The sequence below is a fragment of the Methanocorpusculum labreanum Z genome, from assembly GCF_000015765.1.
Lineage (GTDB): Archaea > Halobacteriota > Methanomicrobia > Methanomicrobiales > Methanocorpusculaceae > Methanocorpusculum > Methanocorpusculum labreanum.
The window spans coordinates 305380-317498 of sequence record NC_008942.1; the positions used below are offsets into that span (position 1 = coordinate 305380).

The 12119-nt window shown below is 48.3% G+C and carries 13 protein-coding genes and 1 tRNA gene; 5 read left to right on the forward strand and 9 right to left on the reverse strand.

Annotation, left to right across the window (positions count from 1 at the left end):
• Position 1: 1 nt before the first annotated feature.
• The 6 genes from MLAB_RS01685 to MLAB_RS01710 all read right to left on the reverse strand — a co-directional run bounded on the left by MLAB_RS01685 (position 2) and on the right by MLAB_RS01710 (position 5262).
• Positions 2-1492: a methanogenesis marker 14 protein gene (locus tag MLAB_RS01685; protein ID WP_011832700.1), complete on the reverse strand. Its 1491-nt coding sequence runs from the start codon at positions 1490-1492 to the stop codon at positions 2-4.
• A 67-nt stretch (positions 1493-1559) separates the two neighbouring features.
• Positions 1560-1922 (reverse strand): helix-turn-helix transcriptional regulator, encoded by a 363-nt coding sequence (locus MLAB_RS01690; RefSeq protein WP_011832701.1) that lies wholly within the window; start codon positions 1920-1922, stop codon positions 1560-1562.
• Positions 1923-1924: 2 nt separating this feature from the next.
• Positions 1925-2158, reverse strand: a complete 234-nt coding sequence (locus MLAB_RS01695) for an LSM domain-containing protein (protein WP_011832702.1) — start codon at positions 2156-2158, stop codon at positions 1925-1927.
• A 301-nt stretch (positions 2159-2459) separates the two neighbouring features.
• On the reverse strand, positions 2460-3290 hold the full coding sequence (locus MLAB_RS01700; protein ID WP_011832703.1) for a class I SAM-dependent methyltransferase: 831 nt from the start codon (positions 3288-3290) through the stop codon (positions 2460-2462).
• A gap of 24 nt (positions 3291-3314) precedes the next feature.
• Entirely contained in the window at positions 3315-4448 is a 1134-nt protein-coding gene (locus MLAB_RS01705; protein ID WP_048061962.1) for an ABC transporter substrate-binding protein, read from the reverse strand.
• 313 nt (positions 4449-4761) lie between these two features.
• Positions 4762-5262 (reverse strand): hypothetical protein, encoded by a 501-nt coding sequence (locus tag MLAB_RS01710; protein ID WP_011832705.1) that lies wholly within the window; start codon positions 5260-5262, stop codon positions 4762-4764.
• 130 nt (positions 5263-5392) lie between these two features.
• Between MLAB_RS01710 and MLAB_RS01715 the strand changes: the two genes are divergently transcribed.
• From MLAB_RS01715 to MLAB_RS01725, 3 genes are all read left to right on the forward strand, one after another.
• Positions 5393-5477, forward strand: a tRNA-Leu gene (locus tag MLAB_RS01715).
• 223 nt (positions 5478-5700) lie between these two features.
• Complete coding sequence (locus tag MLAB_RS01720) at positions 5701-6738, forward strand: hypothetical protein (RefSeq protein WP_011832706.1); 1038 nt, start codon at positions 5701-5703, stop codon at positions 6736-6738.
• Between the two features lie 2 nt (positions 6739-6740).
• Complete coding sequence (locus tag MLAB_RS01725; protein WP_011832707.1) at positions 6741-7604, forward strand: mechanosensitive ion channel family protein; 864 nt, start codon at positions 6741-6743, stop codon at positions 7602-7604.
• Between the two features lie 249 nt (positions 7605-7853).
• On the opposite strand, the gene MLAB_RS01730 is transcribed toward MLAB_RS01725, so the two are convergent.
• Complete coding sequence (locus MLAB_RS01730; protein ID WP_143702757.1) at positions 7854-8315, reverse strand: MarR family winged helix-turn-helix transcriptional regulator; 462 nt, start codon at positions 8313-8315, stop codon at positions 7854-7856.
• A gap of 252 nt (positions 8316-8567) precedes the next feature.
• Between MLAB_RS01730 and MLAB_RS01735 the strand changes: the two genes are divergently transcribed.
• Both MLAB_RS01735 and MLAB_RS01740 read left to right on the forward strand, forming a co-directional pair.
• Positions 8568-9404: a DUF169 domain-containing protein gene (locus tag MLAB_RS01735; RefSeq protein ID WP_011832709.1), complete on the forward strand. Its 837-nt coding sequence runs from the start codon at positions 8568-8570 to the stop codon at positions 9402-9404.
• A 1-nt stretch (position 9405) separates the two neighbouring features.
• The gene (locus tag MLAB_RS01740; protein WP_011832710.1) at positions 9406-10119 is read left to right on the forward strand and encodes a nitroreductase family protein; all 714 of its coding nucleotides are present in this window, start codon (positions 9406-9408) and stop codon (positions 10117-10119) included.
• An 89-nt stretch (positions 10120-10208) separates the two neighbouring features.
• Here MLAB_RS01740 and MLAB_RS01745 read toward each other — a convergent pair whose 3' ends face one another.
• Together MLAB_RS01745 and MLAB_RS01750 are read right to left on the reverse strand one after the other, a co-directional pair.
• Positions 10209-10448, reverse strand: coding sequence for a 4Fe-4S dicluster domain-containing protein (locus MLAB_RS01745; protein WP_011832711.1), 240 nt, complete (start codon positions 10446-10448; stop codon positions 10209-10211).
• Positions 10445-11941 (reverse strand): serine hydrolase domain-containing protein, encoded by a 1497-nt coding sequence (locus tag MLAB_RS01750; RefSeq protein WP_187146129.1) that lies wholly within the window; start codon positions 11939-11941, stop codon positions 10445-10447. The genes MLAB_RS01745 and MLAB_RS01750 overlap by 4 nt, the downstream gene beginning before the upstream one ends.
• Positions 11942-12119: the final 178 nt, after the last annotated feature.

Genomic DNA, 12119 nt, shown 5'->3' on the forward strand with positions numbered 1-12119 from the left:
ATTACTTACCTATCTTTTGGCGTTTTGCCATAATACAATGTCCGCCCCGAACCCCGCCGATCGGGCACTTTGGATTTCCAAGACTGTTCATACAACGGCCCATCAGTGCCGCTCCGCGGGCGAGTCCGTCGTCTACGAAGACGAGATGATCGACCGGATCGTCATAGATCCCGCGCTCCATTACGCCCTCGAGGATATATTGGGGTTTATTGCCTGAGATGATCGCACGTCCGGTGAATCCTATCGAGCTGTTTTTCGGCAGGAAGTTTCTCTTGACGCAGATATCTATGATTTTGAGCGCGACGTTTGCACATACCCTGTCGATAACCTCTTTGATTACTTCTTTGTTTTCGTTTTTGGCGATTTCTGCTCCGATCGCTTCAAGATCTGCCGTCCGGTCTCCGTTTACACCGATATCGACACCTATCAGAACGATGCCGGAATCCTCGGCAACGTCGGCACAGACCGGCACTTTGCCGAAATGCGTCCGGTCCCGCGGGACTTCGGTGATGTCGATAATTTCCATGCAGCGGTCAACATAGGGCTGGGCTTTTTTCGTCGCACGGGTCGAGGAAGGTTTGCATTTTTCTCCGAACAGGTCAAGCGCGGTACCTTTCTTTTTATCGACGAGGCCGGTTCCGCGAATGATTGCATCGGGTATTGCGCCGGCGAGGCCGCAGAAGTTTCCAATCGTTTTTGCAAAAGGATTTTCAGCTTTTGGATCAACGTCGCTGGTGATTCGTCCATCAAGCGTTGTCCCAAAGTCCATGGAGATACAGGGATTCCTGAAGTCTACGCCGGTCCATTTGGCGCCTTCCTTGATTCCGGCCATTGCGAGCTCTCCCTCCATCTCGTTTGCAACCATCTCAACACCGGTGGATCCGATTGGAGGCATTACGCCGGCGATCGCCCCGGTAAAAACGAGCCGGTCGGCGTAGGAAAAGTCCCGGAGTTTTTTTGGGAGGCTGTTGATTCCCATCGGGGGCGTCATCTTTTTCGGCGGGACGCCGGCGAGCAGGCATCCGTTAGCGAGCGCCTTGACGAACTCGCCGACCTGATCGGGTGAGTCCATTGCGGCCACGACTCCCGTGCTTCTCACAACGAAATCAAGTTCGTCTTTGATGCTCAGATCTGCATCTTTATGGCATTTTATCAGTGTGTCTCTGACAAGTTCGGTGACGGACTCTCTGGTGAGCTCCGTCCCGTCAAGTGTAGCTCCGAAAATCTCTTCTCCGTTTTTGGGTTTTCTGACGTCTCTGCTCATGGACACGGTTTTGTTGATGATGTAGGATTTCCCGTCATCAAGGCTTGTACCCGTCAGAATACATTTGGTAGTGGTGTTTCCCATCTCTACGGATGCGACGATAAAATAGGGGTGCGATTTGTATTCGGGTACCTGCATTCCTGCCCCGTGACCGGTCGAGGGCGGCGGTACACTCTCGACGATCCAGGGTTTCTTTGCAGAGAACCGGTCAAAAAAACCTGCCGACATAATACACTGAATCTGTAGGCTATGGAGAAATAGGTTTCGTTATTGATTGACAGAGAAAAAAAGAAGGTTATTCGAGTTCGTCGAAGACCAGCTCATAGATCCAGTCTTCGAGCATCTTACAGTGTTCGACGGTACACTCTTCATCGCATGCTACGCATGGAACGATGTACTCGCCGGCCATCAAAAGGCTTGGATCGACTGCCTGGGATGTATGGACGACGGTGATAAGATAGGTGCGTGTTCCGTCTTTTTTCGTCTCCTCCCGGGCGATGAGGCCTGCATCCTCCAGTTTTTTGAGGATGCGCGAACAGGTGCGGCTGTCCACCTCGATTGCTTTCCAGAGGTCGCTCTGCAGAACTCCTTTCGGATGCTCCTTGAGATAGGCAAATGTTTTTTCGTCCGCTTCGTTTAGTTCAGCTTCTCTGGACATATTTAGTTCAGCGGAGAGATGGTGAGGATGTTGTTTCCGCGGATGACGACGGTGCCGATGTTTCTTCGACCGTTTGCGGTGATCTCAACGGTTTCTTCGAGGTGAAGATTGAGATACTCGTCCATTGCGACGAGCCGTCCCTCGAATTTACATCCCTCATCTTTTATTTCCACGGAAATTTTTGAGTCAACGAGTGAGTTGACTTTTTTTATCGGAAGGACAATGCTGGATACCATATCTCTAAGTGTTAGTTATATGACGTAATTAATCTGTTCTTTTGAGACTGGACATGGGCTGTTGTCATACGGAGACATATCGTGATCGCGGCTCTGTCATGGGAATTATTACTCAAACATCTCAATCGCGTATTTACTCATACTCTGTTTTGAATTTTTCCAGAAAATACCTTGTATAATGTTGAGACTTCTCTCTGGCCGGAAAAAGATAAAAAAATGATTGGGGTGTATCAGAGAGAATAAGTGAATTTTTCACATTTACCATTCATCATGTGGTCTTTATTTTCTGCGAGAGACAATCCTATTCTTTTTTCCACCAAATGTGGGCGTATTTTCCATTGTTAGGCAGAGTATACCATCCGTCATTTTGCATAGTCAAATGTTCGTTGAGGTAGTTTTCTATGATATTTCTCTGTATCTCATCTGTTACTGAAAACTGCCTGACATACATGGAAACAACTTCATCAATGTTTTTGTATCTGTCTTTGTCTGTTCTCGCATGGACGGTGAGATTGGCATAAATATTCTCCTGATACAGGGCCTGCCATACAACGTTTGCATAGGACATCCAGTCAGGATAGTCTTCTTGATACAATAACGTGTAGAGATCTTTCTTGATTTGGCTCCATGATTGTGGATTCAGGAACCAGAAGATGTGGACCTCCTTGTTTGCGACGGCATTCATTTTCATCAGTGCTTTTTTCAGGTCGGGGACCCCGAGAGCAAATGAGGAGATGACGTAATCGTATGTGCCAATTTCCGCGGGATCTACGTTTTCCCAGAGTTTTTCAATCCGGGGAATGTCTGCTTTGACGCCGCAATACTGTTTGTATTGTTCCATTGCATCTTTCATGGCTTTGGAGGGTTCTACAACGGTTACGATATGGCCCTCTTTTGTGAGAGGTACGGCCAGTGTTCCGGGTCCTGCACCAATATCCAGTACGGTACTTCCCGGCGGGAATGCCAGAGATTGAAGTTGGTCCTGAATGTGCGGGCTTGGGTGCTCTATCAGCCTTTTGACCATATTCTCGGCATTTTCTTTTTCTTGGAAATGCTGGGCGCTTGATTTGAATCGTGGTTTAATTTCCTGAAGGTGATAATTTTCATTCCATTCTGCGTTTGCATCGTTCATAGTTTGACCTCAAAAAAGGATGGTTCAGATCTCCAATTTTTGATAGGAGAGTCCTTCGCGATTTGCCTTTAGTTTTTCATAGACTGGTGCTCCATCGACAAATGTGTATATTTCATCAGCTTTTGCTGCAGGATCAATGTCTGAAAATGTTTCGGGATAAAGGATCGTTCCGATATAATATGCATTTGCGAGGGTGGTTTCATAATTCACCACATAGAATGTGTGCGGATTGACCGAATACACCTGACCTGTCTTTACGGCAGTCAGTTCTTTATATGATGGGTCATTTTTCAGTTCATTGATTGCTCCGCCGTTGGCAGCGTTGAGTGTTGAAAGGTCGACAAAGATAATGTCCGGATTCCAGTCTAGGATCTGTTCTTTTGCTACCTGGACATATCCGATGCTTTCAGATCCATTGACATTTCCGGCAACATTGTTGGCTTCAAGTACTGCAAAGGGGTAGTAGTACGGATTTGTTCCATCTATTCCGTGTCCTCCTCTATAGGAAACGCCGGCGATGTAAACAGTCGGTTTTTCATCATCCGGTATGTTGGGTATACGTGACTGAAGATCTTTTTCGATGGCATCGAAGTAGTTTATCAGGGCTTCTGTTCTTTCCTGTTTATGGAAGATTGTTCCGATCATGCGGAAGGTGTCCTGAATTTTATCTGCGTCGGTTACATAGTCTCCGGTGTAGAACATAACCACTGGAATGCCGGTTTTCTCCTGGATTTCATTGGCATTTTCCAACGTTGCCGTGAATGTTGAGAGGAAGAGTACTTCAGCTCCCGATGCCATCAGGCTTTCAGCATCTACTTTGCTGCACGCAGGGCCTAGTGACGGAATCTCCAACATTTCGGGGTGGGCAATTCTGTAGGGTCTTGAGTCTCCAACGGTCGTAGTTGCATTGCAGTCTCCATAATCGACTATTGCTACGCGGTCCAGATCAACATCGAGATAAACAAAATATCTGAGTGCTCCTGATCCGCTGACAGCGATTTTTTCCGGATTGTCTGGAATCGTGACTGTCCGTCCCAGTGCATCGGTGATGGTGATCGTTCCGTTATCCGATTGTCCGTTTCCGGAATCAATACAGCCTGCACTAAAACAGAATGCGGTTATGCATAGTAATGCGAGCAGTATCTCTATTTTTTTCATGTTACTGGTCATAATTGATAGGTTTTTGTTGGTTTTCGTGCTATGCTGTGTCTGAAGATTGCGGGATTTGGGGTGCTATCCCTATAATCATTTTTAATCATTAAATTTAATTTACGAGTAATTAGTGTTACTAAAATAATAATATTATTATTTTTATTGCCATAATTAATTATTAATTATTATTTTAAAATAACAAAATGTAAAATATAGGTTACAATGAGTGTGTCATCGTTTCTGAAAAGCGGGGAAGAGAGAAAAAAGTGAACTGAAAGATGTAGATGTCGAAGTTCACGAACCAGATAAACTCACATAGTTACAGGATGAGTGATCTGACCGTCGGGAGATTGCGGAGTTTCTGGATGGCTTCTGCCGGAATCACTCCGTCGATGATGATGACAAGGCGCGGTGTTTCGACCACATATGGATCCGTGACGAAGATCTGTCTGAGAGGAAGATCGTAGGATGCGAGGACATCGACTGCCGAGGCGACGATGTTTTTGTCGCCGGCGTTATTTGGAAGGATAGTGATTACCGAGAGGCCGAGATTTTTGGCGACGTCTGTGAGGTCCGGGGTGACCCGGAGACGGGAAAAAAGAGACTGCAGTTCATCGATCTCGCAGATTCTGCGCAGGGTGGAGTCTACGACCCGTCGGTCGACTTTAATCACCCGTGCGAGCGCGGATGCGGAAATTTCTATGCCGTTTACTACTGCTTTCCCTTCGGCGGATACGCCGAAACCGTTTTCAAGAAGAAAACGGACGACTCTCTGCTGCGAGGGCGAGTCCTGAAATTGTTCGAGTATTCTCCGCCACATTGTATCTTTGTGTCTATCACGGAACACATAAATACGCTTGCCTTGTTTTTTGAACAGTGATGTCCAAGAGCTCTGTGTAAATCCAGCAGATTTATTTACTTGACTGACCCACATGTATAGGTCGCACAGTGCGAGGGTAGCCAAGCCAGGTCAACGGCGCTAGCTTGAGGGGCTAGTCTAGTAGTAGTTCTTGGGTTCGAATCCCATCCCTCGCATATTCATTTGGTCTTCTGCCCATTCAGTTTTCTTTTGTATTTCTTATGTAAGCTTTCGTTCAGCTGCTTACTGGGCTCTTTTTCCGGTCCAGTATCTCTCTTTGATGACTTTCTTTGAGTATTTTTCCATGAAATATTCATAAAAGAAGCCGCAGGAGTCTGTCAATTTTCTGCATATCCTTTAATAGTTCCCCGGATATCTTATTATCAGGTACAAAAATCCATGGCAGAAAATCCGGCGACAGTTTCCGACAGACCCGTTATCGGCCTTGAGAAGGAGCTTCAGGAAATCGACGAGGCCATTGAACGGTTTGGGGATGGTGCACCGGCGCACATCGCGATTGTTTCCGAACCGCTGGGCGGCCGGACCACTATCGCCAATGAGATTCGGCGCCTATACGGTGAAAGGGTCAACTATCTTCCGCTGAAGTTCGTGATCTCGCCCGCCTCACTCCCGGATTTTTCAGCCTGTCCTGAGGATATTATCCTGATAGACAACTGCCGGCTGCTTGCAACGCGGAGGATCGGGGGTTTCGATGTCCTTGATGCGTTTTTGCGTGCCCTGATCTCTTCAAAAAAACTCTTTATTACGACATGGAATATCTACAGCTGGCAGTATCTCTCGGCCGTGATGAACATTGAGGCATATTTTTCGACCGTTATCGTTCTTGCGAAGATGGACGCCCCCGATCTCAAGAAGGTGATCATGTCCAGGTATAAGCCTGGTGAGATCCGGTTTATCAGCGACGGGGTAGCCGAGCGCTCAATGTTTTTTTCTCTGGTCCATAAACAGATCCGTTTGCCGCTGAAGGGTACCGAAGTATCAATTCCCTGGATAAAACTGAACTTTACTCTCATGCTGCGCCGTCTTCCCCGAAAAAAACGCATCCAGATATCCCTCGAGGATCTCATCTTTGAAAAGATCAACAGAATATCCCGGGGAACTCCGGGTGTAGCCGTCCTTCTTTGGGAGTCCAGCCTGAACGATAATGTCATCTCTCTGAACTCCATCACCGAGACTCCCTATTCCATCAATCTCGATACCAGCGACTCATTCATCCTCACGATCATCCTGTCTATGAAATCCCTGCAGGAGGAGGATCTGACCGCGATTGTCGGGTCGGAGATGGATATCCGGCGTGTCCTCTATCGTCTTGTCTGTGAGGGGCTTGTGAGGAATGATGACGGGTATTACAGTATTCCGGCGTTTGCACTTGAGCCGGTTGCCGAGTACCTGAAAAAGACCAGGAGACTGTGGTGATCATGGCTGATACGCTGCTTACAAATGTTACAACGGGTGTCGTCACCGAACTCCCGTTTAAGACCTTCGACCTGAATCTTGTTCTCTATATTGTATTCATCATCGTCTTCGCCTACGTCCTGAACCGGCTGCTCGGTTTTGTTCTGACCCATATCTCGGAACGGATGGGCTGGCACCGGACCACGGTGACCATGGTGATCCCGCTTCTGAAGCTTATCGTTTCGGTGACCGCCCTTTATTACATCATAATTGCCGTTATCGAGCCTTCGCTGACCCAATTGATCGCCTTTTCGGGTCTCTTCGGCGCTGCTGTCGGTTTTGGTTTGAAGGATGTTTTTGCCGATATCATCGGGGGGATCGTCATCATCTTTGAAAAACCCTACCAGATCGGCGACAAGGTATCCATCGGAGGTACGTATGGGGAGGTGAAAAACATCGGGATCCGTTCTACCCGTTTGCAGACCCCTGATGATGAACAGGTCTCGATCCCGAATGTTACGGTATTCAGTCAGCCGGTGACCAGCGGGAATGCGGGGGATCTTGCTATGATGATAGTCATCGATCTCTATATCCATCCGGAATCCGATGCAGAGATGGCTATGAAGATCCTTAAAGAAGCGTTGGTCACATCAAAATATGTGATCATCTCGAAAAAATATACTTATACCGTGCTTCTTGAGGATTTCCCGTTCTACATGCGTGTCCGGGCAAAGGGGTATGTCAATGATCTCCGGCTCGAGTTCGAGTTTAAATCGGAAGTTACCCGGCGGGCGTGGTCGGAGTTCAGAATAGCAGGGATCCGGCCGCCGTCGTTTGTTCCCGCTGCGGGTGATCCGGGTCGTCTGCCGGGTGAAGCTGCGGCATAATTTGATTTTCAGGCAGTCATCATGATATTTTTATGAAAAACCGGCCGGATCTTTCCCTCCGGTCTGCCGCTCCCGTTCAATCCGGGCAATGTATTCCGGGAGGTTGCGCAGATCACGACGGATGCGGGATAAAAGTCCGGAAGCGTTCATATTTTAATTCCTTCACAAGCATTTGTCGGATTTGTCGCCATGATCTCGCTTAACCATAGTGTTCCGTCCTTGAGCGGGTATGGTGCGGATGATGAAGGCCTACAATTTAGACACATTCAGCGCGATCTTTCTAAGCGTCTTGAGAGATTGAGATGACGCAGTTTCATCGAAGTCCGCAAACATTGACGTATTCAGCTCAAGGCCAATTTGCAAGAGGTTGGGAAGAATGCGTTTTCCTTTATCGGTAAGGTGTAATTTCTTACTTCGCCGATCATTCGGATCCGTAATACGTGTAATCAAACCTTCTTCTTCAAGGCGGATCACGGTTTTTGCCACCATTGTCTTGTCGAATCCCCGGGACAATGCGATGCTATCCTGACTCGGCCCGTCCATTTCATAAACTGCCATAAGGACTGCAAAATGCCCCCATCCGAGATGATATTCGGCAAGTTCTCGTGCAAAATATCGTTGAGTGCTGCGGTAAATATAGGAAATCAGGGCAGCAGGCATTTCGATTTCCTGTATCCATTGTGTGGTTGTTTCACTATCGTCCTTTACCATGGTATTTCGGGCCCTCAAAATTAGTTGATTAATCAACTATTTATAGTATTATGGAGATTACATTATTAGTTGATTAATCAACTGTTATGGGCGCGATCTGATAGAGAGATTTCGTACCCCTATCAGGATGCGGTTCACACCCGAATGAGAGAAATGTTCTGCCAGATGATCAGATTCAACAAAGATCGATTTGCCCATAAGTACGAATGGTATGAACGGATGGGCCGGACGAAATAAAAAGGAGATTACGTCATGAAGAGCATCGTTGCACAAAAAGCCGGTCTCCGCTTTGAGCCGGTTGCCATTCTCTGGAGCGATACAAAACCCGAAGGGGCGCTCCAGCCAAAGCCGAATACTCTCGGCTGCGTAATGAACTTTATCGCACAGGCACTGACAAAAGGAAAGATCGTGGTCTTTGATCGGGAGTCCTGTCTCTGTACAGGAGCACGGGCCGGGCTGGGATTCGGGAACGGGTACCTCACTGCTTTTGGCGGAGCCGGTGTGGATTTCATGTCTGCCTTTTTTGTCAAGGGAGTTGCCAGCAGCAAGAATCCGGAAGCATACAATGCGATCGTAGAGCACATCCCGGCGCGTGAACGGGACAAGTTCACTCACGGGGAACGCATCTTCCCGGATGTTGAGAGCGCGAAACGGTTCATGACTGAAGATCTCCCGATCACGGATATTGCTGAAAAGTACGTGATTTTCACGCCCCTGGGGAAGATCAATCAGGATGAGAAGCCGGTTTCGGTCGTATTTCTTGTCGATCCTGTCCAGCTCTCCGGCCTATCGATTTTCATGGGAACGCTTCGCGACCGACCGGACCCGGTATTTTTCCCTGCCCGGATGGCAGCATGCCAGCAGATCGGGGCGGCGGTATACGCGGAAGCAAAAGAGAAGCAGCCCCGGGCCGTGCTCGGATATAACGATATCGCGGCACGGGAGAACGTCGGTGAATTGATTCCCCGGCACATGTTCACCTTCGCAGTGCCGTACACCCTGTTCCTTGAAATGGAAGCCGGGGCAACCGATAGTGTCTTGGATGGCCCGATATGGAAAGACGTGGCCGGGAAAAACAAAGGAGACTGATATGATGAATGATCTGATGACGATTATACGGCAAAGATATTCTGAACGGGAACCATTCGATTCCAACCGACAGGTACCGACAGCAGATGTGGAAAAGATTCTCGAAGGGGCACGCTGGGCGCCGACATCCCACAATATGCAGAATTTTGAGATTGTTGTCGTCGATGACGAAAGATTACTGAATCGGCTCGGCAATCTGAACACTATCCCCTCTCCGGAGTTCATCCGGGAAAACTTTGAGCAGCTTTCGATGACAGAGAAGGAGCTGGCACAGAAAAAAGTCGGAATACTGGGAACACAGTTCCCTCCCGCCTGGCAGGACAAGGCCCAGCTTGAATCGGCAATAAAGGAACGGATGCCCTTGAACCTGGGGCGGCTGATAAACGGTGCCCCGACGATCCTTATCCTCTTGTACGATACCCGGAAACGTGCACCGGCCTCGCCAGGCGACCTGCTCGGGGCTGTCAGCCTCGGGGCCGTTATGGAGAATATGTGGCTCGTGGCTCAGTCTCTGGACATCGGTTTCCAGATACTGAGTATGTTCGGCTCGCCGGTGCAAAAGGAAGTAAAAAAGATCATGGGAATTCCCGATCACATGGCCGTCCTGTTTGCGATCAGGCTTGGATACCCCTTCACGCGATCGGAAGCCCTTCGGGTCCGGCGGGAAACAGACTCGTTTGCTCATCGCAATGAGTATGGGACCATGGATAAATGATTCTCTTTTTTTAGCCCATCAAGAGCCGTTGTTGTCAGTTTTTCTCGGATCGGGTCTGTTTTTTCTCCTCCGCTCCTGAAAGTCGGGAGTTACGTCTGCCTGAACATCGATTTTATCATGTCAAGTCTCTCTTTCAGGTCCGGTTCCTCAAGTTCTTTTACAACGCATTCGAGAAGCGTTGGTATCTCAAGGTGCTGGGGACATTTCTCAAGACATTCTTCGCATTGAATACACTGGGAAGCGAACGCGGGTTCCCCATTCGACATAATGCCGCTCAGCCAGGCAGCGTACATAAACTTTGCCTCTTCTGGTTTGCCTGACAGGTTCATGTTGTTGAACCATTCAAAGCAGAGAGGAGCCCGGACGTAAACGTATTGACAGAATACCATGGGACCCGTTCATATGCGAGCACCGGCGTATTTTCGGAACAGAGGAACGTCACATCACCGTTCTCATTCTCCCGAAAGACCATATTTCCATACACTGACGGGCCGCCGCTTTTCTCTTGAAAGACGCCGGGTGAAACCTCGATGTATTCTGTAGAGTCGCCATCAATATTTAACACAAGGCAGGCATTATTTTCTCCCGCTTCAACCGTCATTTGCTGCGGAGGTTGAAGGAAAAATTCAAACGTCCGGTAATTATGGCGGTTTGACTGATAAACTCCTGTATACTTCTCAAATGATCCGGAATGTTCTATTTCCTGCGTCACCGTCTCCGTCTCCGTTAGGGGGAAGAATCGGCCGACATACTCGAGAAGCAGATCATTTCGTGCACTTGTCCCTCCGGGAGCATTGTATGAGACAAAAAACCCGGTTTTTTTGTCAGGAATGATAACGAAAAGCGAATGGAAGGTATTGGTATCTCCGCCGTGGAGGATGATCCGCTCGCCATTGAGATAGTTTTCATAAAATCCAAGGCAGATGCCGCTGACCCGCGGGTCATTTGTAAATGCTCTTGCATGCATGAGTGCGGCGGCCGGTTCAGAAAGAATTTCTGCGCCGTTCACTTTTCCGTTCTGCATATGTGCGGCAAGGAAAACTGCCATATCCTCTGCTGTGGAGCTGATGGATCCGGCAGGTCCGATGACAAAAATCGTGTCGGTGATCGCTGCATTTGTCCCGCCGATATAATTATATCCGGAGGAGAGGCTGCCGGCGGATTCTGGCGGGAGGAGATAGGATAGATGGGTATTTTTGAGATCAAGCGGGGTTAAGATATGTTCCTGGAGATACTGTTCAAACGGCATGCCGCTTACATCCTCAACAATGACGGCTGCAAGCGTTGTGCCGTAATTTGAGTAGGAGGTCACGGTTCCCGGAGGATAGACCCGTGCAGGTATATAATCCCGGCAGTAGATCCTGAATGAGAAAAGATCATCTACGTCTTCAACTGTAGCCCTCCGGATTGCGTCTTCAAATCCGGCAGTGTGCGTCATCAGGTTTCGCATAGTGACCGGCTGGCCGGGGTAGGTGTCCGGAAGAGAAAAATCGGCAAGGTAGGTGTTGATGTCTGCATCCAGGTCTATTTTTCCCTCGTCCACCAGCTGCATAACACATGTCCAGGTGAAAAGTTTCGTGACCGAACCAATATGGAAGAGTGTCGATCCAGCATCGACCGGTGTTCTGTTGGCGATATCAGCATACCCGTATCCTTTGGAAAAGATCAGTTTTCCATCATATACTGCTGCGACCGTCGCGCCGGGTATATTGTATTTTGCGAGTTCTGCCGGGATCGATGCGTCAAAAAATGCCTCGACATCAGCACTTACTGCGGGATTTGAACGAGCGTCAGGTATCGGGCCGAGATCAGAATCAGCCAAAACCGGCACGCAGACTAGACAAAAACAGAGGAGGAGGACTGCCAGACTTATGCCGGGTATCCTGCCTCCTTTTAGTGTACACAGAAAACGAAGCAAAGAGATCATCTAACTGATACTATCTCACTGCTTTTTATTTGAATTTATGTTTTTTTTCGAATCAGCGGTTTTGCCGTTCACT

Bases quoted from the DNA above. Each gene is read 5' to 3' on its own strand.
- MLAB_RS01685 (WP_011832700.1), bottom strand. From the start codon at position 1,492: ATGTCGGCAGGTTTTTTTGACCGGTTCTCTGCAAAGAAACCCTGGATC.
- MLAB_RS01690 (WP_011832701.1), bottom strand. From the start codon at position 1,922: ATGTCCAGAGAAGCTGAACTAAACGAAGCGGACGAAAAAACATTTGCC.
- MLAB_RS01695 (WP_011832702.1), bottom strand. From the start codon at position 2,158: ATGGTATCCAGCATTGTCCTTCCGATAAAAAAAGTCAACTCACTCGTT.
- MLAB_RS01700 (WP_011832703.1), bottom strand. From the start codon at position 3,290: ATGAACGATGCAAACGCAGAATGGAATGAAAATTATCACCTTCAGGAA.
- MLAB_RS01705 (WP_048061962.1), bottom strand. From the start codon at position 4,448: ATGAAAAAAATAGAGATACTGCTCGCATTACTATGCATAACCGCATTC.
- MLAB_RS01710 (WP_011832705.1), bottom strand. From the start codon at position 5,262: ATGTGGCGGAGAATACTCGAACAATTTCAGGACTCGCCCTCGCAGCAG.
- MLAB_RS01720 (WP_011832706.1), top strand. From the start codon at position 5,701: ATGGCAGAAAATCCGGCGACAGTTTCCGACAGACCCGTTATCGGCCTT.
- MLAB_RS01725 (WP_011832707.1), top strand. From the start codon at position 6,741: ATGGCTGATACGCTGCTTACAAATGTTACAACGGGTGTCGTCACCGAA.
- MLAB_RS01730 (WP_143702757.1), bottom strand. From the start codon at position 8,315: ATGGTAAAGGACGATAGTGAAACAACCACACAATGGATACAGGAAATC.
- MLAB_RS01735 (WP_011832709.1), top strand. From the start codon at position 8,568: ATGAAGAGCATCGTTGCACAAAAAGCCGGTCTCCGCTTTGAGCCGGTT.
- MLAB_RS01740 (WP_011832710.1), top strand. From the start codon at position 9,406: ATGATGAATGATCTGATGACGATTATACGGCAAAGATATTCTGAACGG.
- MLAB_RS01745 (WP_011832711.1), bottom strand. From the start codon at position 10,448: ATGAACCTGTCAGGCAAACCAGAAGAGGCAAAGTTTATGTACGCTGCC.